The sequence below is a fragment of the Klebsiella sp. SYXHC3 genome (genome assembly GCF_057196925.1).
The window spans coordinates 1-18,817 of record NZ_JBXUNG010000012.1 but is presented as its reverse complement, the minus strand read 5'-3'; the positions used below and the strand labels follow the sequence as shown (position 1 = coordinate 18,817).

At 52.2% G+C, this 18,817-nt stretch carries 15 protein-coding genes; 11 read left to right on the top strand and 4 right to left on the bottom strand.

What is annotated here, in order from left to right; genetic code table 11:
* Window positions 1-315: 315 nt before the first annotated feature.
* The 6 genes from ribF (at window position 316) to rihC (ending at window position 7,122) form a co-directional block, all read left to right on the top strand.
* The gene (gene ribF / locus AC2CGP_RS21395; RefSeq protein ID WP_015704352.1) at window positions 316-1,254 is read left to right on the top strand and encodes a bifunctional riboflavin kinase/FAD synthetase; all 939 of its coding nucleotides are present in this window, start codon (window positions 316-318) and stop codon (window positions 1,252-1,254) included.
* Between the two features lie 45 nt (window positions 1,255-1,299).
* Window positions 1,300-4,116: an isoleucine--tRNA ligase gene (gene ileS / locus AC2CGP_RS21390; RefSeq protein WP_020079643.1), complete on the top strand. Its 2,817-nt coding sequence runs from the start codon at window positions 1,300-1,302 to the stop codon at window positions 4,114-4,116.
* Complete coding sequence (gene lspA, locus AC2CGP_RS21385) at window positions 4,116-4,613, top strand: signal peptidase II (protein ID WP_015368327.1); 498 nt, start codon at window positions 4,116-4,118, stop codon at window positions 4,611-4,613. The genes ileS and lspA overlap by 1 nt, the downstream gene beginning before the upstream one ends.
* A gap of 125 nt (window positions 4,614-4,738) precedes the next feature.
* The gene (fkpB, locus tag AC2CGP_RS21380) at window positions 4,739-5,188 is read left to right on the top strand and encodes an FKBP-type peptidyl-prolyl cis-trans isomerase (protein ID WP_015368326.1); all 450 of its coding nucleotides are present in this window, start codon (window positions 4,739-4,741) and stop codon (window positions 5,186-5,188) included.
* Between the two features lies 1 nt (window position 5,189).
* On the top strand, window positions 5,190-6,140 hold the full coding sequence (gene ispH / locus AC2CGP_RS21375) for a 4-hydroxy-3-methylbut-2-enyl diphosphate reductase (RefSeq protein WP_015368325.1): 951 nt from the start codon (window positions 5,190-5,192) through the stop codon (window positions 6,138-6,140).
* A 67-nt stretch (window positions 6,141-6,207) separates the two neighbouring features.
* Window positions 6,208-7,122 carry a ribonucleoside hydrolase RihC gene (gene rihC / locus AC2CGP_RS21370; RefSeq protein WP_484502452.1) on the top strand — a complete coding sequence of 305 codons (915 nt, stop codon included), beginning with the start codon at window positions 6,208-6,210 and terminating at the stop codon, window positions 7,120-7,122.
* 3 nt (window positions 7,123-7,125) lie between these two features.
* Here the strand turns inward: rihC and AC2CGP_RS21365 are convergent, their stop codons facing one another.
* Window positions 7,126-8,064 carry a LysR family transcriptional regulator gene (locus AC2CGP_RS21365; RefSeq protein WP_015368323.1) on the bottom strand — a complete coding sequence of 313 codons (939 nt, stop codon included), beginning with the start codon at window positions 8,062-8,064 and terminating at the stop codon, window positions 7,126-7,128.
* A gap of 266 nt (window positions 8,065-8,330) precedes the next feature.
* Between AC2CGP_RS21365 and AC2CGP_RS21360 the strand changes: the two genes are divergently transcribed.
* From AC2CGP_RS21360 to AC2CGP_RS21345, 4 genes are all read left to right on the top strand, one after another.
* Window positions 8,331-9,386 (top strand): 4-oxalomesaconate tautomerase, encoded by a 1,056-nt coding sequence (locus tag AC2CGP_RS21360; protein WP_047077423.1) that lies wholly within the window; start codon window positions 8,331-8,333, stop codon window positions 9,384-9,386.
* A gap of 44 nt (window positions 9,387-9,430) precedes the next feature.
* Window positions 9,431-10,864, top strand: a complete 1,434-nt coding sequence (locus tag AC2CGP_RS21355) for an anion permease (RefSeq protein ID WP_048230097.1) — start codon at window positions 9,431-9,433, stop codon at window positions 10,862-10,864.
* A 79-nt stretch (window positions 10,865-10,943) separates the two neighbouring features.
* Window positions 10,944-12,206 (top strand): SLC13 family permease, encoded by a 1,263-nt coding sequence (locus AC2CGP_RS21350; RefSeq protein ID WP_047077421.1) that lies wholly within the window; start codon window positions 10,944-10,946, stop codon window positions 12,204-12,206.
* Between the two features lie 55 nt (window positions 12,207-12,261).
* The gene (locus tag AC2CGP_RS21345) at window positions 12,262-14,547 is read left to right on the top strand and encodes a hydratase (RefSeq protein ID WP_163374642.1); all 2,286 of its coding nucleotides are present in this window, start codon (window positions 12,262-12,264) and stop codon (window positions 14,545-14,547) included.
* 69 nt (window positions 14,548-14,616) lie between these two features.
* Here the strand turns inward: AC2CGP_RS21345 and AC2CGP_RS21340 are convergent, their stop codons facing one another.
* Window positions 14,617-15,549 carry a LysR family transcriptional regulator gene (locus AC2CGP_RS21340; protein WP_020079639.1) on the bottom strand — a complete coding sequence of 311 codons (933 nt, stop codon included), beginning with the start codon at window positions 15,547-15,549 and terminating at the stop codon, window positions 14,617-14,619.
* A gap of 92 nt (window positions 15,550-15,641) precedes the next feature.
* Here AC2CGP_RS21340 and AC2CGP_RS21335 point away from each other — a divergent pair, with 92 nt between their 5' ends.
* A complete protein-coding gene (locus AC2CGP_RS21335) occupies window positions 15,642-16,271 on the top strand; it encodes an alanyl-tRNA editing protein (protein ID WP_020079638.1) in 630 nt (209 codons plus the stop codon).
* A 5-nt stretch (window positions 16,272-16,276) separates the two neighbouring features.
* Here AC2CGP_RS21335 and citB read toward each other — a convergent pair whose 3' ends face one another.
* Entirely contained in the window at window positions 16,277-16,981 is a 705-nt protein-coding gene (gene citB, locus AC2CGP_RS21330; RefSeq protein ID WP_015368314.1) for a citrate response regulator transcription factor CitB, read from the bottom strand.
* Window positions 16,974-18,602, bottom strand: coding sequence for a citrate sensor histidine kinase CitA (gene citA / locus AC2CGP_RS21325; protein ID WP_045358816.1), 1,629 nt, complete (start codon window positions 18,600-18,602; stop codon window positions 16,974-16,976). The genes citB and citA overlap by 8 nt, the downstream gene beginning before the upstream one ends.
* Between the last annotated feature and the right edge of the window lie 215 nt (window positions 18,603-18,817).

Genomic DNA, 18,817 nt, shown 5'->3' with positions numbered 1-18,817 from the left:
TGTGTTCTATATGGACAATTCAAAGGCCGAGGAATATGCCCGTTTAGCCTTCTTTTGTCAATGGATTTGTGCAAATAAGCGCCGTTTAAGATAACGAGGCTTCATTACGTAGTGATGGCGCAAGATTCTACCAGCTTGTTGTAGTCGAATACAGTCTTTCCACCATAAAAATCGACGGCTGCGTATAGTTTTTCCTGCATTATTACGCTGAGTGAATGAATTAGCAGGATCTTTCGTAATCGAGGTGCAATCGCTGGTTAACGTCGCCTGTTGTACAAGGTATACTCGGACGATTTTCACTGTTTTGAGCCAGACATGAAGCTGATACGCGGCATACATAATCTCAGTCAGGCCCCGCACGGGTGCGTGCTGACCATTGGAAATTTCGACGGCGTGCATCGCGGGCATCAGGCGCTGCTGCAGCGCCTGCGCGCAGAGGGCCGCCAGCTCGGTCTGCCGGTTGTGGTGATGATTTTTGAGCCGCAGCCGCTGGAGCTGTTTGCCGCCGATAAAGCGCCGGCGCGGATCACGCGGCTGCGTGAGAAGCTTGGCTACCTGGCGGAAAGCGGTGTCGACTACGTGCTGTGTGTCCGTTTCGACCGGCGTTTCGCCGCGCTGACGGCGCAAGATTTCATCAGCGAACTGCTGGTGCGTCAGCTGGGCGTGCGGTTCCTTGCCGTTGGCGATGATTTCCGCTTTGGCGCTGGTCGTCAGGGGGATTTCTTGTTATTACAGAAGGCCGGGGCGGAGTACGGTTTTGACGTCACCAGTACCCAGACCTTTTGCGAAGGTGGCGTGCGTATTAGCAGCACCGCGGTGCGTCAGGCGCTGGCCGACGATGACCTCGCGCAGGCGGAAAACCTGCTGGGGCATCCGTTTACCATCTCTGGTCGCGTCGTCCACGGCGATGAGCTGGGGCGCACCATAGGTTTCCCGACGGCGAACTTACCGCTGCGTCGCCAGGTTTCCCCGGTTAAAGGGGTCTTTGCGGTAGAAGTGACAGGGCTCGGCGATAAGCCATTACCCGGCGTCGCCAATATTGGCACTCGTCCAACGGTCTCCGGCGTGCGACAGCAGCTGGAAGTTCACCTTCTGGACGTTGTAATGGACCTCTACGGTCGCCATATAGATGTAATACTGCGTAAAAAAATACGTAACGAGCAGCGTTTTGCGTCGCTGGATGAGCTAAAAGCGCAAATCGCACGAGATGAGTTAACGGCCCGCGAGTACTTTGGGCTCACCAGGCAGGGATAATCCTACTGGTATTTATCAAACCGAAATAACGGAACCGAGAATCTGATGAGTGACTATAAATCCACCCTGAATTTGCCGGAAACAGGGTTCCCGATGCGTGGCGACCTCGCCAAACGCGAGCCGGGAATGCTGGCGCGTTGGACCGATGATGACCTGTACGGCATCATCCGTGCGGCGAAAAAAGGCAAAAAAACCTTCATTCTGCATGATGGCCCTCCTTATGCGAATGGCAGCATTCATATTGGTCACTCGGTTAACAAGATTCTGAAAGACATTATCGTTAAGTCCAAAGGACTGACGGGCTTTGACTCGCCGTACGTTCCGGGTTGGGACTGCCACGGTTTGCCGATCGAACTGAAGGTCGAGCAGCAATACGGTAAACCGGGTGAGAAATTCACCGCTGCAGAATTCCGCGCCAAGTGCCGTGAATATGCCGCCGAGCAGATCGACGGGCAGCGTAAAGACTTTATCCGCCTGGGCGTGCTGGGCGACTGGTCGCGTCCGTACCTGACCATGGACTTCAAAACTGAAGCCAATATCATCCGCGCGCTGGGTAAAATCATCGGCAACGGTCACCTGCATAAAGGCGCTAAGCCGGTGCACTGGTGCGTTGACTGCCGTTCCGCGCTGGCGGAAGCGGAAGTTGAGTACTATGACAAAACGTCTCCGTCTATCGATGTGGCGTTCCACGCGGTAGATAAAGCCGCCGTGCTGGCGAAGTTCGGCGTAGCCGACGTTAACGGCCCGGTTTCTCTGGTTATCTGGACCACCACGCCGTGGACCCTGCCGGCCAACCGCGCTATCTCTCTGTCTCCTGAGTTCGACTATGCGCTGGTGCAGGTTGACGGCCAGGCGCTGATCCTGGCGAAAGACCTGGTTGAAAGCGTGATGCAGCGCATTGGCGTGGCGGATTACACCATCCTGGCGGCGGTACAGGGTTCCGAGCTTGAACTGATGCGCTTTAAGCATCCGTTCCTCGATTTCGATGTGCCGGCGATCCTTGGCGACCACGTGACGCTGGACGCGGGTACCGGTGCGGTGCATACCGCCGGCGGCCACGGTCCGGACGACTACACTATCAGCCAGAAATACGGTCTGGAAATCGCCAACCCGGTTGGCCCGGACGGCTCTTACCTGCCAGGTACTTATCCGTCTCTGGACGGTATTAACGTCTTCAAAGCCAACGACATCATCGTTGAGATGCTGCGCGATAGCGGCGCGCTGCTGCACGTGGAAAAAATGCAGCACAGCTATCCGTGCTGCTGGCGCCACAAATCGCCGATCATCTTCCGCGCTACCCCGCAGTGGTTCGTCAGCATGGATCAAAAAGGCCTGCGTGCCCAGTCTCTGAAAGAGATCAAAGGCGTGCAGTGGATCCCGGACTGGGGCCAGGCACGTATCGAATCGATGGTTGCCAACCGTCCTGACTGGTGTATCTCCCGTCAGCGTACCTGGGGCGTGCCGATGTCGCTGTTCGTGCATAAAGAAACCCACGAGCTGCACCCGCGTACCCTCGAACTGATGGAAGAAGTGGCGAAACGCGTTGAAGTTGACGGCATCCAGGCGTGGTGGGATCTCGATTCCCGCGACATCCTTGGCGATGACGCCGACAGCTACGAAAAAGTGCCGGATACCCTCGACGTGTGGTTTGACTCCGGGTCCACCCACTCTTCTGTGGTTGATGTGCGTCCGGAATTCGCCGGTCACGCCGCGGACATGTATCTGGAAGGCTCCGATCAGCATCGCGGCTGGTTCATGTCTTCGCTGATGATCTCCACGGCGATGAAAGGCAAAGCGCCCTATCGTCAGGTACTGACCCACGGCTTCACCGTCGATGGCCAGGGCCGCAAAATGTCCAAGTCTATCGGTAACACCGTTAGCCCGCAGGACGTGATGAACAAACTGGGCGCCGATATTCTGCGTCTGTGGGTGGCTTCCACCGACTATACCGGCGAAATGGCGGTCTCTGATGAGATCCTCAAACGCGCCGCGGACAGCTATCGTCGTATCCGTAATACCGCGCGCTTCCTGCTGGCGAACCTTAACGGTTTCGATCCGGCAAAAGATATGGTTAAACCGGAAGAGATGGTCGTTCTGGACCGCTGGGCGGTCGGCTGCGCGCAGGCGGCTCAGGAAGATATCCTCAAAGCCTACGAATCCTACGACTTCCACGAAGTGGTGCAGCGCCTGATGCGCTTCTGCTCCATCGAAATGGGCTCGTTCTATCTCGACATCATCAAAGACCGCCAGTACACCGCGAAAGCGGACAGCGTGGCGCGTCGCAGCTGCCAGACCGCGCTGTTCCATATCGTGGAAGCGCTGGTGCGCTGGATGGCGCCGATCATGTCCTTCACCGCGGACGAAATCTGGGGCTATCTGCCGGGCGAGCGTGAAAAATACGTCTTCACCGGCGAGTGGTATGAAGGCCTGTTCGGCCTGGCCGACGACGAAGCGATGAACGACGATTTCTGGGATGAACTGCTGAAAGTGCGCGGCGAAGTCAACAAGGTGATCGAGCAGGCGCGTGCTGATAAGAAAGTCGGTGGTTCTCTGGAAGCGGCGGTTACGCTGTATGCCGATGCTGACCTGGCGGCCAAGCTCAACGCGCTGGGCGAAGAATTACGATTTGTCCTGTTGACCTCCGGCGCTAACGTTGCTGATTATGCACAGGCGCCGGCTGATGCCTGGCAGAGCGATCTGCTGAAAGGGCTGAAAGTGGTCCTGAGCAAAGCCGAGGGCGAGAAGTGCCCACGCTGCTGGCATTACACCAGCGATGTCGGCAAGGTGGCGGAACACGCAGAAATCTGCGGTCGCTGTGTCAGTAACGTCGCCGGTGACGGCGAGCAACGTAAATTCGCCTGATGAGTAAATCGATCTGTTCAACGGGGCTACGCTGGCTGTGGGTCGTCGTAGCCGTGCTGATTATCGATCTGGGCAGCAAATTCCTGATCCTCCAGAACTTCGCTCTGGGGGAGACGGTTTCGCTGTTTCCATCGCTTAATCTGCATTATGCGCGCAACTACGGCGCGGCTTTTAGCTTCCTCGCCGACAGCGGCGGCTGGCAGCGCTGGTTCTTCGCCGGGATTGCCGTTGGTATCTGCGTGGTGCTGGCGGTGCTGATGTATCGTTCGAAGGCGACGCAAAAGCTGAACAACATTGCCTACGCGCTGATCATTGGCGGCGCGCTGGGTAACCTGTTCGACCGTCTGTGGCACGGCTTTGTGGTCGATATGATCGACTTCTATGTCGGCGACTGGCATTTCGCCACCTTCAACCTTGCCGATAGCGCCATCTGCATCGGCGCGGCGCTGATCGTGCTGGAAGGCTTTTTGCCTTCCAGTGATAAAAAAACATCATAAAAAATTGCCGGATGGCGACGCTAAAGCGTCTTATCCGGCCTACAGTATATATCGCCCTTTGTAGGCCCGGTAAGCGCAGCGCCATCGGGCAAACAAGCGGCGGCAATATAAAAGAGCAAACCTGCATGTCTAACTCTGTACAGAGCAACAGCGCGGTGCTGGTGCACTTCACGCTGAAACTGGATGATGGCTCCACCGCCGAATCCACGCGCGGCAACGGCAAACCAGCGCTGTTTCGTCTTGGTGATGCCTCGCTTTCCGAAGGGCTGGAGCAGCATCTGCTGGGGCTGAAAGCCGGCGATAAAACCACGTTCTCGCTGGAACCTGACGCCGCCTTTGGCGTACCTAGCCCGGATCTGATCCAGTACTTCTCTCGCCGCGAGTTTATCGACGCCGGCGAGCCGGAAATCGGCGCGATTATGCTCTTTACCGCAATGGATGGCAGCGAAATGCCCGGTGTGATCCGCGAAGTGAACGGCGATTCCATCACCGTCGACTTCAACCATCCGCTGGCCGGGCGTACCGTTCATTTTGATATTGAAGTGCTGGAAGTCGATCCGGCGCTGGAGGGGTAAGATGCAGATCCTGTTGGCTAACCCGCGCGGTTTTTGCGCCGGCGTTGACCGCGCTATCAGCATTGTCGAAAACGCGCTGACGCTGTACGGCGCGCCGATCTACGTTCGTCACGAAGTTGTCCATAATCGCTACGTCGTCGATAGCCTGCGCCAGCGTGGGGCGATTTTTATCGAACAGATTAGCGAAGTGCCGGACGGCGCGATCCTGATTTTCTCCGCCCACGGGGTTTCGCAGGCAGTACGCAACGAAGCGAAGAGTCGTGACCTGACGGTTTTCGACGCTACCTGCCCGCTGGTAACTAAAGTCCATATGGAAGTCGCCCGCGCCAGCCGCCGCGGCGAAGAGTCGATTCTGATTGGCCACGCCGGGCATCCGGAAGTTGAAGGCACCATGGGCCAGTACAATAACCCCGAAGGGGGCATGTATCTGGTTGAGTCGCCGGAGGATGTGCTGACGCTGGAAGTGAAAAACGATGCCCGACTGTCGTTTATGACCCAGACCACGCTCTCCGTCGATGATACTTCTGACGTTATCGACGCGCTGCGCGAGCGCTTCCCGAAAATCGTCGGCCCGCGTAAAGACGATATTTGCTACGCCACCACCAACCGTCAGGAAGCCGTACGCGCGCTGGCGGAGCAGGCTGATGTGGTGCTGGTGGTCGGTTCGAAAAACTCCTCGAACTCCAATCGCCTGGCTGAACTGGCGCAGCGGATGGGGAAAGCGGCCTATCTTATCGACGATGCCACCGATATCCAGGAACAATGGGTTAAGTCTGCTGCCTGCGTTGGGGTAACGGCGGGCGCGTCGGCCCCGGATATCCTGGTGCAGAATGTGATTGCCCGTCTGCAGGAGCTGGGCGGCGGCGAAGCGGTGCCGTTGGAAGGCCGTGAAGAGAATATCGTTTTCGAGGTGCCGAAAGAGCTGCGTGTAGATGTCCGTGAAGTAGAATAAGTTCTTTCACCCCGCAGTATGAGAAGATGCCAGACTTAACGTCTGGCATTTTTTTTGGGAGAAAACCATGCGCTTACCGATTATTCTCGACACCGATCCGGGTATTGACGATGCGGCGGCGATCGCCGCCGCGCTCTTCTCGCCGCAGTTGGATTTGCAATTAATGACCACGGTGGCGGGCAACGTCTCGGTGGAAAAGACGACCCGCAACGCGCTGCAACTGCTGCATTTCTGGAATGCCGATGTACCGCTGGCGCAAGGCGCGTCGATGCCGCTGGTACGTCCGTTGCGCGATGCCGCCTCGGTACATGGCGAGTCCGGCATGGAGGGCTATGATTTCGTCGAACATAACCGTCAACCGCTGGCAAAACCGGCATTTCAGGCGATCCGCGATGCGTTGATGCACGCGCCGGAACCCGTGACCCTGGTGGCCATCGGCCCGCTAACCAACATTGCCTTGCTGATAACGCAGTATCCTGAGTGCCTGTTTAATATTCGTCGGCTGGTGCTGATGGGCGGCTCGGCCGGGCGCGGTAACTTTACCCCCAACGCCGAGTTTAATATCGCCATCGCTCCTGAAGCCGCCGCGAAAGTCTTCCAGAGCGGGCTGGAGATTGTGATGTGCGGGCTGGATGTCACCAATAAGGCGATGCTGAGTGCGGACTATCTGGTCACTCTGCCCACGCTCAATCAGACAGGCAAAATGCTTCATGCTTTATTTAGCCATTATCGCAGCGGCAGTATGAGCAGCGGTCTGAGAATGCATGATTTATGCGCTATTGCGTGGTTGGTTCGTCCGGATCTGTTTACGCTCAAACCCTGCTTTGTGGCGGTAGAGACGCAGGGGACCTGGACGGCTGGCGCTACCGTGGTAGATATCGAAGGGCGTCTGGGACAACCGGCCAACGCACAGGTGGCGCTGGATTTGGATGTCGCGGGTTTTCAACGTTGGGCGGCGGAGGTTTTCGCTCTCGCGCCGTGACAGTTATAGCTGCTGGTGTGAATCGACCACATTACACCATAACTCTCTCGCTTCATCCGTCCACATGAGCAGTAATAATGACGCGAAGCGTTCAGCCGCTGCGGAAAGAGGGCGGTTTTTAACGCGAATCATGCCAAGCGTGCGTCTGATTACCGGTTCGACCAGCGGCACGCTGACGACAGCGCTGTTGGCGTGATGCGGCATGGCCAGGCAGGGCAAGGCCGATATGCCAAGCCCCGCCTCGACCAGGCCCAGAGAGGTGGATAAATGTCTGACTTCGTAAAACCAATCTAATTTCCATGGCTTATCCTGCAGGCAACTTTCAATCAGTTGCCGATTACCGCTCGAGCGTCTGACGCCAACTAATCTCTGCGAGACGAGCTCCCGCCATTCCACTAATTTTTTACTGGCCAGCGGATGATCCTGCCGGCAAGCCAGCACGAAGGGTTCATTAACCAGTGGGCTAAATTCGATGTCGGGATGTGTGATGAAGTTCATATTTATTCCAAAATCGACTTCGCCTTTTCTCACCGAGGCCATGCAATTTTCTATACCTTGTTCATAAATTCGAACTTTGATATGGGGGTAACGCTGATTAAATTGAACGATGGCGCGAGGTAAAAAATAAAATACCGCCGTCGGGATACAAGAAAGCGTTACCGTATCATGCACATTAGAAGTCAGGTTGCTGATGTTAAAAATGGCGGCATCAAGGCTGGCAATCAGTGACTTTGCCTTTGGAAGAAGCATTTTTCCTGCTTGAGTGAGCATGATTTTTCGGGTGGTTCGTTCGAAAAGGGCTGTATTGAGGTTACTTTCTATTTTTTGTATTTTGCGGGTCAATGCGGGTTGCGTCAGGTTAAGTACCTCTGCCGCTTTGCTAAATGAACCCAGCTCGGCAACAGTGACAAAAGCTTTCATTCCGGATAGTTCATTGTTCATTGCTGCTCCGTAATCAGAAATAAATAATTTATATATAGAATGGCTCTGTTAATTATTGCCATGACGATAGTAGTGATTAATGTTTTGTAGGTATAAGTCTTATTTTTATATTTTATCAATCACTATCTTCCTTGCAAGTAGAATCAGATGGTAAACGGTTGTGCGAGTAAATGAATAATAAAGTAAATAAAAAACTTTAAATACATTAAGTGCATTAAATTCACGCCCCGTTTATTTAATCTTTTTATATTTGTAAGGAACATGTTATGAAACAAATTCCGTGTGTTCTCATGCGTGGTGGAACATCAAAAGGCGCTTTCCTGTTAGCAGATGATCTACCAGAAGATATTCAAAAACGTGATGAAACATTATTAACTATCATGGGTTCTGGCCATGAACTGGAAATTGATGGCATTGGCGGCGGGAGTCCGCAAACCAGTAAAGTGGCTATTGTCAGTAGATCGACCAGCCAGCAAGCGGATATTGACTACTTATTTGTACAGGTCATTGTCAATGAGCGACGGGTTGATACTACGCCTAATTGCGGCAACATGCTGTGCGCAGTCGGCGGGTTTGCTATCGAAAAAGGACTTGTCGCGGCGAATTCCCCGGTAACGCGGGTGCGAATCAGAAACGTCAATACCAACACCTTTGTTGACGCAGACATTCAAACCCCGGGCGGCCAGGTTGTTTATGAAGGAGATACCCATATTGATGGCGTTCCAGGGCTGGCGGCCCCGGTAGGCCTGACATTCTTAAATGCCGCCGGGGCGAAATCAGGCCAGCTTTTCCCAACCGGCAACCGGGTTGATATTTTGGATGATATTCGCGTCACCTGTATCGATATGGCGATGCCGATGGTTATTATTCCAGCGCATAGCTTGGGTAAAACAGGGTATGAATCGGCGGCGGAATTAGATCAGGATAAGGAATTTTTTCAGCGCCTTGAATCAATACGTAAGCAAGCAGGCGCGGCAATGGGATTTGGCGATGTCTCGAACATGGTAATACCTAAACCAGTGCTGGTTGCCCCACCTCAACACGGTGGAACGCTGAGTGTTCGATATTTCATGCCCCACAACTGTCATAAATCGTTGGCCATAACGGGCGCTATCGGTCTGGCGAGCTCTTGTATTATTGCTGATACCGTAGTTAACGAGCTGACGAGAATATCGGGTGCGGGATTAATCAGAGTTGAACACCCTAGCGGAAGTATTGACGTCAATTTAAGTAATGCTAATGAAACTCCTGAAAATATTCGCGCATCGGTGATTCGTACCGCACGTAAAATTCTTTCTGGCATGGTTTATCTCCCTGAATAAATGCGGCTGCGCACTTATAAAATTCATTCAGGTAAGGGATTAAAATGGATAAAAAAACATTATGCAAGCTATTATTGCTTGTTGCTATTCCATTGCTTATTAGTCTATTTCCGGCCCCGGCTGGGTTGACTGAACTTGCATGGGTATTGTCAGGTATTTATCTGGCTGCAATTGTTGGTTTAGTGATTAAACCATTTTCTGAACCAGTCATACTGTTAGTCGCTGTGGCTGCCTCCATGGTTGTCATTGGCAATTTAGGTGATGGTTCAATAAAATCATCGAGCGTATTAAGTGGCTATGCATCAGGTACCACCTGGTTGGTGTTTTCTGCATTTACCTTAAGTGCCGCTTTTGTTATTACTGGTTTAGGTAAACGGATTGCATATATTCTTATTGGCAAGATAGGGAGTACCACACTTGGCTTAGGCTATGTTACCGCCTTTCTGGATCTGATTCTTTCACCCGCGACACCGTCGAATACGGCCCGTGCTGGCGGTATCGTATTACCTATCATCAATAGCGTGGCTGTCGCGCTAGGATCGGAACCAGAGCATACGGCAAAACGCGTTGGTCATTATTTAATGATGAACGTCTATATGGTTACCAAAACCACCAGTTATATGTTCTTTACCGCCATGGCGGGTAATATCCTGGCGCTCAAAATGATTGAGGATATTTGCCATATCAAATTGAGCTGGGGCGGATGGGCATTGGCTGGCATATTGCCAGGCTTAATCATGCTGTTACTGACACCGCTTATAACCTATAAGCTATACCCGCCCGAATTAAAAAAAGTAGATAATAAAGCCATTGCCAAAGAAGGTCTTGAGTCTTTAGGGCCGATGACCTTACGTGAAAAAATGCTCTCCTGCTTGTTTGTGATGGCGTTAGCGGGTTGGGTATTTAGCACTTCTCTTGGGGTTAATGAATCAACGGTGGCGATTTGCGTCATGGCGTTGATGCTGATATTAAAAATTGTTACCTGGGATGATGTCATTAAAAATAAAGGTGGCTGGAACACGCTAATTTGGTACGGCGGTATCATTGGTTTGAGTTCTTTGCTTTCCAAAGTTGGTTTTTTCTTGTGGTTGGCCGAGTTACTGAAAGATAACATTTCATTTGGTAGCCATAGCACGCTGGCATTCGTTGTCATCGTCGCGTTGAGTATACTGGTTCGTTATTTCTTTGCCTCGGGCAGCGCCTATATTGTGGCGATGGTTCCGGTCTTTGCCATGCTGGCGAATGTTTCCGGTGCGCCAGTTATGTTAACCGCTTTAGCGCTGCTGTTTAGTAATTCCTATGGCGGTATGGTCACCCATTATGGTGGTGCTGCTGGCCCGGTTATATTCGGGGTTGGTTATAATGATATTAAATCCTGGTGGATTGTTGGCGGTATATTAGCGCTATTGACTTTTATTCTGCATATCACCGTTGGGGTATGGTGGTGGGAATTATTAATGTACTGGAAAGTGATTTAACTTGAAGTTTATAAAACGCTGCATCACCTGCTTAGACTAATTATTAAATTCACACGCTGAAAAGAGGTGTTATATCTTTATGTCACCAGTAGCAATTACATTGTCACTGTTGTTATTTTCAATTGTGATGTTTGTTTGGGAAAAAATCCCTCTGGCCGCTACGGCTATGATCGTCTGTATTACTTTAGTTGTAACAGGTGTTTTTGATGTAAAAACGGCTTTTGCGGGGTTTATTAATCAGAACGTTATTTTATTTGTGGCAATGTTCGTGGTTGGCGGCGCCTTATTTGAGACAGGGGTGACGGATAAAATTGGCGGAATCGTTACCCGTTACGCTCGCTCGGAGAAGCAGCTCATCGTTATTATTATGTTGGTTTGCGGAATACTCTCTGGTTTTCTGTCTAATACGGGAACCGCTGCGGTACTGATTCCGGTGGTCATTGGTGCCGCGGTTAAGTCCGGCTATGCGCAATCCCGTTTGTTGATGCCATTGGCGTTTGCTTCAGCGTTGGGCGGAAACTTATCGCTTATTGGCTCGCCGGGTAATCTGATCGCCCAGTCAGCTCTGGAGCAAGTCGGGCAGCGCTTCGGTTTTTTCGAGTATGCCAAACTAGGTATCCCCATGCTGCTTTGCGGGATCATCTACTTTTTGACCATCGGTTATAAACTGCTGCCAGCGCAATCTGTGAGTACTGCGGGGAAATCAGAAAAGAGCAGGAAAGTTGACTGTCCAAAATATAAGCAAGTAATTGCTGTTTTAGTGTTGGTATTTACCGTACTGGGGATGATTTTTGAGAACGTCATTGGTTTGCCGATTGCGATTATCGGTTCAATTGGCGCTTTATTCTTGGTTATTACACGAGTGATTACTGAAAAACAGGCGTATCAGTCAATTGACTCGCAGACGATTTTCCTTTTTGGCGGCACATTAGCTTTAGCGAAAGCACTCGAAACCACTGGCGCTGGTGCAATCATGGCCCACTCAATTATCGATCTGCTTGGTCAACAGGCTTCACCGTTCTTATTGTTAAGTGCCGTTTTGATTATTTCCTGCGTATTAACCAATTTTATGTCGAATACCGCAACGGCGGCCTTGCTTATTCCCATTGGCCTGTCTATTGCAAATTCAATGGGCGCTGATCCGCGAGCGGTGTTGATGGCTATTGTCATTGGCTGTTCATGTGCCTATGCGACACCGGTTGGCACGCCGGCGAATATGATGATTTTTTCCGCCGGGGGATATCGGTTTATGGATTATGTCAGAGTCGGATTACCTCTGATTGCCATCTCGGTAATTGTCAGTTTTATTTTGCTGCCGATATTCTTTCCTTTTTATTCGTAGAGTCACGAAGAAAAGAACACCGTTATTATTTAATCTATCTTAAAGGATGCTAGTCATGATCAAATTACACGATCGTGGGGTATATTTATCCCATCAGTACGGGATCATTCCGGAAGAGGAGTGCGCAAATCCTGTCGCTAAAGATATTGCGCGGAAGGGAACCATCGCCTGGTCAATACTGTCAGCACATAATATTTCTGGCGATGAACAGAAATTAAAAATAAAGTTTGATTCCATGGCTTCCCATGATATCACCTTCGTGGGCATCATCCAGACGGCTAAGGCCTCTGGAATGACGCGCTTTCCCTTGCCGTATGTTTTAACCAATTGCCACAATTCACTTTGTGCAGTGGGCGGTACCATTAACAGCGACGATCATATTTTTGGTCTTACATCAGCACAGAAATATGGCGGCATTTATGTACCGCCGCATATTTCCGTTATTCACCAATACATGCGCGAGATGATGGCCGGCGGTGGCCAAATGATACTGGGCTCGGATAGCCATACGCGTTATGGCGCGCTGGGGACGATGGCCGTCGGTGAAGGCGGCGGTGAGTTAGTTAAACAACTATTGGGAAACACCTGGGATATTGATTATCCCGAGGTCGTCGCGGTGTTTTTAACTGGCAAACCTGCCGCTGGCGTTGGCCCTCAGGATATTGCGCTGGCAATGATTGGTGCGGTATTCAAAAGCGGTTATGTGAAGAACAAAGTGATGGAGTTCGTCGGCCCCGGCGTGGCCAGTATGTCGACTGACTACAGAAACAGTATTGACGTCATGACTACCGAGACCACCTGCTTATCCTCCATCTGGCAGACCGATGAAGAGACGAAAAACTTTTTGCGGCTTCATGGTAGAGAGAAAGACTATCGGGCGCTGTCAGCCAAAGAGATGGCTTACTACGATGGCTGCATTGAGATCGATTTAAGCACCATCAAGCCGATGATCGCGCTACCGTTTCACCCTGCCAATGTCTATGAAATTGATACGCTTAATCAGAATTTGCCGGATATTTTACGCGAAGTTGAAATTGAATCTGAGAAAATCTCGCTGGGGCGCGCGAAGCTATCTCTGTTGGACAAAATAGAGAATGGCAAATTACGCGTTCAGCAGGGGATTATTGCTGGTTGCGCGGGAGGAAACTATGTCAACGTCGCGCAGGCGGCTAATGCCCTGAGGCATCATTCCTGTGGCGACAATATTTTCTCACTTTCTGTATATCCTTCTTCTCAGCCGGTGCTGATGGCGTTAACGAAACGGGGAATGATCAATGATTTAATGAGCGCGGGTGCCATTATTCGTACCGCATTCTGCGGCCCTTGCTTTGGCGCCGGCGATACCCCGATGCATAACGGCTTGAGCATCCGTCATACGACGCGTAACTTTCCGAACCGTGAAGGTTCCAAGCCTGGTAATGGGCAAATGTCAGCGGTGGCGCTGATGGATGCGCGTTCAATTGCCGCGACGGCCGCTAACGGGGGATTGTTAACCTCGGCGGCGGAGCTTGATTGTTGGCACGAAGCTCAGGAATATGAATTTGATGTTTCCCCCTATAAAAACCGGGTTTATCAGGGATTCGTTAAAGGTGTTACGCAGCAACCGCTGATCTATGGCCCAAATATCAAAGACTGGCCGGAAATGAATGCGTTAACGGATAATATTCTGTTAGCCGTTACTTCAAAAATAATGGATCCGGTGACCACTACCGACGAACTGATACCATCAGGTGAAACATCATCGTTTCGTTCAAACCCGTTAGGCCTGGCGGAATTTACCCTTTCCCGACGCGATCCGCAGTATGTGGAGCGGGCTAAAAAAATTGCCTCCATCGAGCAACAACGCGTCAATGGTGAAGATCTTTGCCGTTTAAATCCACAGCTGGAAAATATATTTTCCCAGATCCGGTTGCTGCCGGGTCAGGAAAATATTACCGCGGCACAGACGGAGATCGGTAGCATGATCTATGCGGTGAAACCCGGTGATGGCTCGGCGCGAGAGCAGGCGGCCAGCTGCCAGCGAGTACTTGGCGGGCTGGCAAATATTTGTCAGGAGTACGCGACCAAGCGCTATCGTTCCAATGTGATTAACTGGGGAATGCTGCCGCTGCAGATGAAGGAGGCGCCTGATTTCGAGGTTGGCGATTTTATCTATATCCCGGCAATAAAAAGCGCGCTGAAGGGCGAGTTAAGTGATATCACCGCTTTTGTCGTTAGCGATCATCGCCCGGTGCGGCAGATAACGCTGTATATGGAGAAATTAACTTCATCAGAACAAGAGATTATCAAAGCCGGTGGCCTTATTAATTATAATAAAAATCAATTAACCAGTAGTCATTAATTGATTTCAACCCATGCTGGCAGCTATTTTGCTGTCAGCAGATGAGCTTCTGGAAAATATGAACACGTTTTAGTTGGCGGCTGACAATGTGTTGCCTGCGTTCAACGCCGGCACCTTCTCGCTAAGAAAATCAATCATCACCCGCATTCTGGCGGGCATATGCTTATGGCCTGCCCATAACAACCACAGATTGCCGGAATAGCTGCTGATAAATTCCCACTCCGGCAGCACTTGCACAATTTCACCCTTTGCCAGCGCTTCGCGAGCGGTAAACAGCGGCAGACTGCCGATACCCAGATGTTGCTTAACAGCATCGAGACGCACGGCGGTGTGGTTAGCGGCGTAGCGCCCATGCGTATGCACCGTTTCGCTTTTGCCTTCGCGACGAAATTTCCACCGCGCGTCGGCGGGCGTTTCGCCAAGGCTGATGCAGCTATGCGCGCGCAGATCCTGCGGGGTATGCGGCGTACCGTGGCGCTGTAAATACTCCTTAGTGGCGCAGATGAGATGAGCGATCGGCATCAGTGGTTTGCCATGCAGGCCAGGGGAGGGGATATGGGTGATGCGTAGCGCCAGGTCAATGCCGTCATCGATAAAATCAAGGTCGCGGTCTTCCAACCGTAAGCAGACGTCTACCTGCGGATATTGGTTGAAAAAGCTCATCATTAGCGGATGGATGACAAAGCGTCCGACGGCCTTCGGCACGCTCAGGGTCAGTTTGCCCTGAGCCACCGTTTGGGTACTCCCGGCGGAGTCCATGGCCTGTCGCGCTGCTTCCAGCATTTCAAGCGCAGGTTCATACACCGCTTTCCCGGCATCGCTCAGCCGTAGTTTGCGGGTGGTTCGGTGCAGCAGCTTGCAGCTCATCTCCTGCTCCAGCCGCGAGACGCTGCGGCTCACGGCGGAGGGGGTAAGGCCGTTCTGGCGAGCGACGGCGGAAAAGCTGCCTTGCTCGACAATTTGTACAAAGAGGGCGAGGTCAGGTAGAAGGTTCAAATTCATTTGTGCCCTTGGAGCAAAAGTGCATTGGTTGTAGAGGAGATTATCGCTGTCAATATTATCAATATACTGTGCTGACAGAGAGGAGAACAACCATGACTGAACGTGTTTATTACGCCAGCGACGCCACCGAAGGGCGCGCACAGATTATCGGCTGTCGCGCCGAAGCCGATGGCCGTTACGCCATTGAACTTGATCGTACGCTGTTCCATCCGCAGGGCGGCGGCCAACCGTCGGATAGCGGCTGGATCGACGAGCAGGTCGTGACGGCGGTCGCTACGCGCGGCGATAGCGTACTGCATATCGTTGAGCAGCCGCTGCCGCTGGGCGAGGTGAAGATACGAATCGATGCCTCTGCGCGGCAGCTACATGCCCGTCTGCACTCAGCCGGTCATTTGCTGGGACTGGCAGGCGAGCAGTTAGGCTGGCGACCGGTGAAGGCGCATCACTGGCCTGGCGAGGGGCGGATTACGTTTGCTGCCGGCGCTGGTGCCGCGTTGCCGGAAGCCAGCACACTGCTGACGCAGGTGAGCGCGTGGCAGCAGCAGGATTTACCGCGCCGCATCACCTTCGCTAATGGCTTGCGCGCGGTGGGATTTGGCGATCTGCCGGCTTATCCCTGTGGCGGTACCCATGTTGCCAGTCTGGCGGCGCTGGGGAATATTGTTATCAGCCAGTTGAAAATGAAAAAAGGGCAGATGATCGTCAGCTATAACCTCGAGTAAGTGTTTCAGGCATGCTCCGGATAGGGATGTTTGCCGCGATAAATACGCTCCGGTCGGCCGACTTTGCCATAACTAATTTCCGCTTCCAGAAAATCGTTTTTAACGCCTTGTTCCAGATAGCGGCGGGCGGTGGTTTTACTGCTGCCGAGGATGCGAGCCAGAGAGTCAGCGGTATGCACTACTTTCGGGTCAGAGAACAGCTGCAGCACACGATGAAAGGTACTTTCATCGATCCCGCGCAGCGGCGCTTCAGCGGGCTCTGTTTGCTCGCGAGCCTGAATATTAAACAGGGCGTCGACGTGAGTCTGGCTGGCCTGTTCGCTTGAACGCAGCGAACTGCGGTAGCGGGCGAAGCGCTCCAGGGTGTGTTGTAGACGTTGATAGTGCACCGGCTTAATCAGGTAATCAAATACCCCCAGACGCAGGGCTTCACTGATGGTATCCATATGATTATCAGCGGTAATAAAAATGATTCGCCCTTTGTAGTTGGTGCTGACGGCGTGGCGAATCAGATCCAATCCCTTGCCATCAGGGAGAAAGTTATCTAACAGGATCAGCTGCGGCTGGTAGAGACGCAGCATTTTTTTTGCGCTTTCCAGTTTATCCGCAATGCCGATAACGTTGAACTGGGGGAACTGTTTGATGGTATCCACCAGGATTTCCGCCAGCATAGGTTCGTCTTCAACGATAAGAGTAGTAATGCTATCCATGATGTTCATCTCGGGTCAGGGGGATATAAAGAGTAAAGATGGTGCCAAAAGGAATATTATTTTCGACGACGATACTGCCGCCTGCTTGATCTACGTAACTGCGTACCAGCCAGAGCCCAATACCGTGATCGCCGCTGGCGCTGCTGGTGACGCCGCGTTCGAAGATCCGATCGCGTAGCGCCTCGTCAATGCCGCAACCCTGATCGGCGATCTCGACAATCAGTTCATGACCATCGCTGTTAATCAAACATTCGATCTGTTTCGATCCCAGCGGCTGGCGCAAAGTGGCATTGTAGGCGTTGTCGAGAAGATTCCCCACGATCGAGATCCATTCGCTGTGCGAAAGCGCGCCGGGAAGTTTATCGACGAAACAGGATGGGTCGAACACCAGTTCAAGGCCGAGCTCTTTGGCCCGGTAATATTTACCGATCAGTAACCCGGCAAGGTGATTATCCTGGAAATTACGCGCAATAAAATCGAGCACCTTCTGGTGGCTTTCTGACTGTTGCTGAATCAGATCCAATGCGTGATCGTAGCGTTTGAGAAACAGCAGTCCGGCGATAGTCGAGATCAAATTACGGTGTTCATGCTGTACGGCGCGCAGGTTATCGGCGTACTGCTGCACCTGGCTGAGCTGCAGGCTGAGGGTATTAATATCATCTTTGCTACGAAAACTAATTACCCATCCCTGGGGCGCATTATTTAAGATCACCGCCATACGGCTGGCGATCACTTTGATCTGATTAAAAGTGACGATCGCGTCTTTCTTATTCTCGTGAGGCGCATCGTAGAAGAAGGCCTCTTGCGAAATAACGCTGCTGATCCCTTTGCCGATTAGCGTCGGCTCTGGCTGGCTCAGATTAAGCAGACGGCGGGCGGTCTGATTTATCGCGGTTATTTTATAGTTTGAGTCTATGGCGATAAGCCCTTCAAACACCGATTCAAAGAGCACGCTTTGCTGGATGAGCAGTTGCGATAGCTGCTGGGGCTCCATATTGAGCATCTGCTTTTTGATATGCAACGAGAAGCGGCGGGCGCAATACAGCAGTAATAGCAGGATAATCGCCATCGGGATCAGTAGCGAACTTATCTGCAGGCTGAGCCAGTTTTCTAACTGTTCGATGGTATAGCCGACCGACACGATGCCGATGACTTTCCCGCTGGCGTCCTGAATCGGCGATTTACCCCGTAACGATGATCCTAATGAACCTTTGCGCACAGAGACGTAGCTTTTGGCGTTATACAGCGCCTCATCGCTATCGCCCCCCTCCATCGATTTGCCGATTTCATCAGGGTTAACGTGGTACAGACGTCGGCCTTGCGCATCGCCAACGGTAATGTAGGTGGCGTCAGAGAATGAACGCATGGGGTCGATAAGTTCTTTGATTCTCGCGAGATCGCGTTTCTGGACCGCTTCCACCAGCTCCGGCATCGCCGAAATTTGCATCGCCTGAATCAGCGCCCGTTGTCCGACCTGGTAATGAAGACGTTCCTCTGTAATGTCTGTCAGATACCAGGACATGGCCAACATGACGACGGTCGAGGTAAATAAGATCAGCAGGAAGATGCGGTTTTGAAAGGATCGCCTTGCAAACCAGTGGGTGATTTTGCGGGTAGACATAGGGCCGATAGACATTAAATAGTTAGTTTCCTCGTTTGGCGGCCTGCGTGCTACCAGATGGCACACAGATCCAATAATTTCAGAAAAACGCCCGATCAAAAGCCATTGAGTCGGGCGCTGGTGTGGTTGCCCGGGTTGGGCGCCAGCCGCAACCCGGGAAGGATGCCGGCTTACATCGCCAGCACGTACTTGAGCATCACCCCGGCGGCGATCGC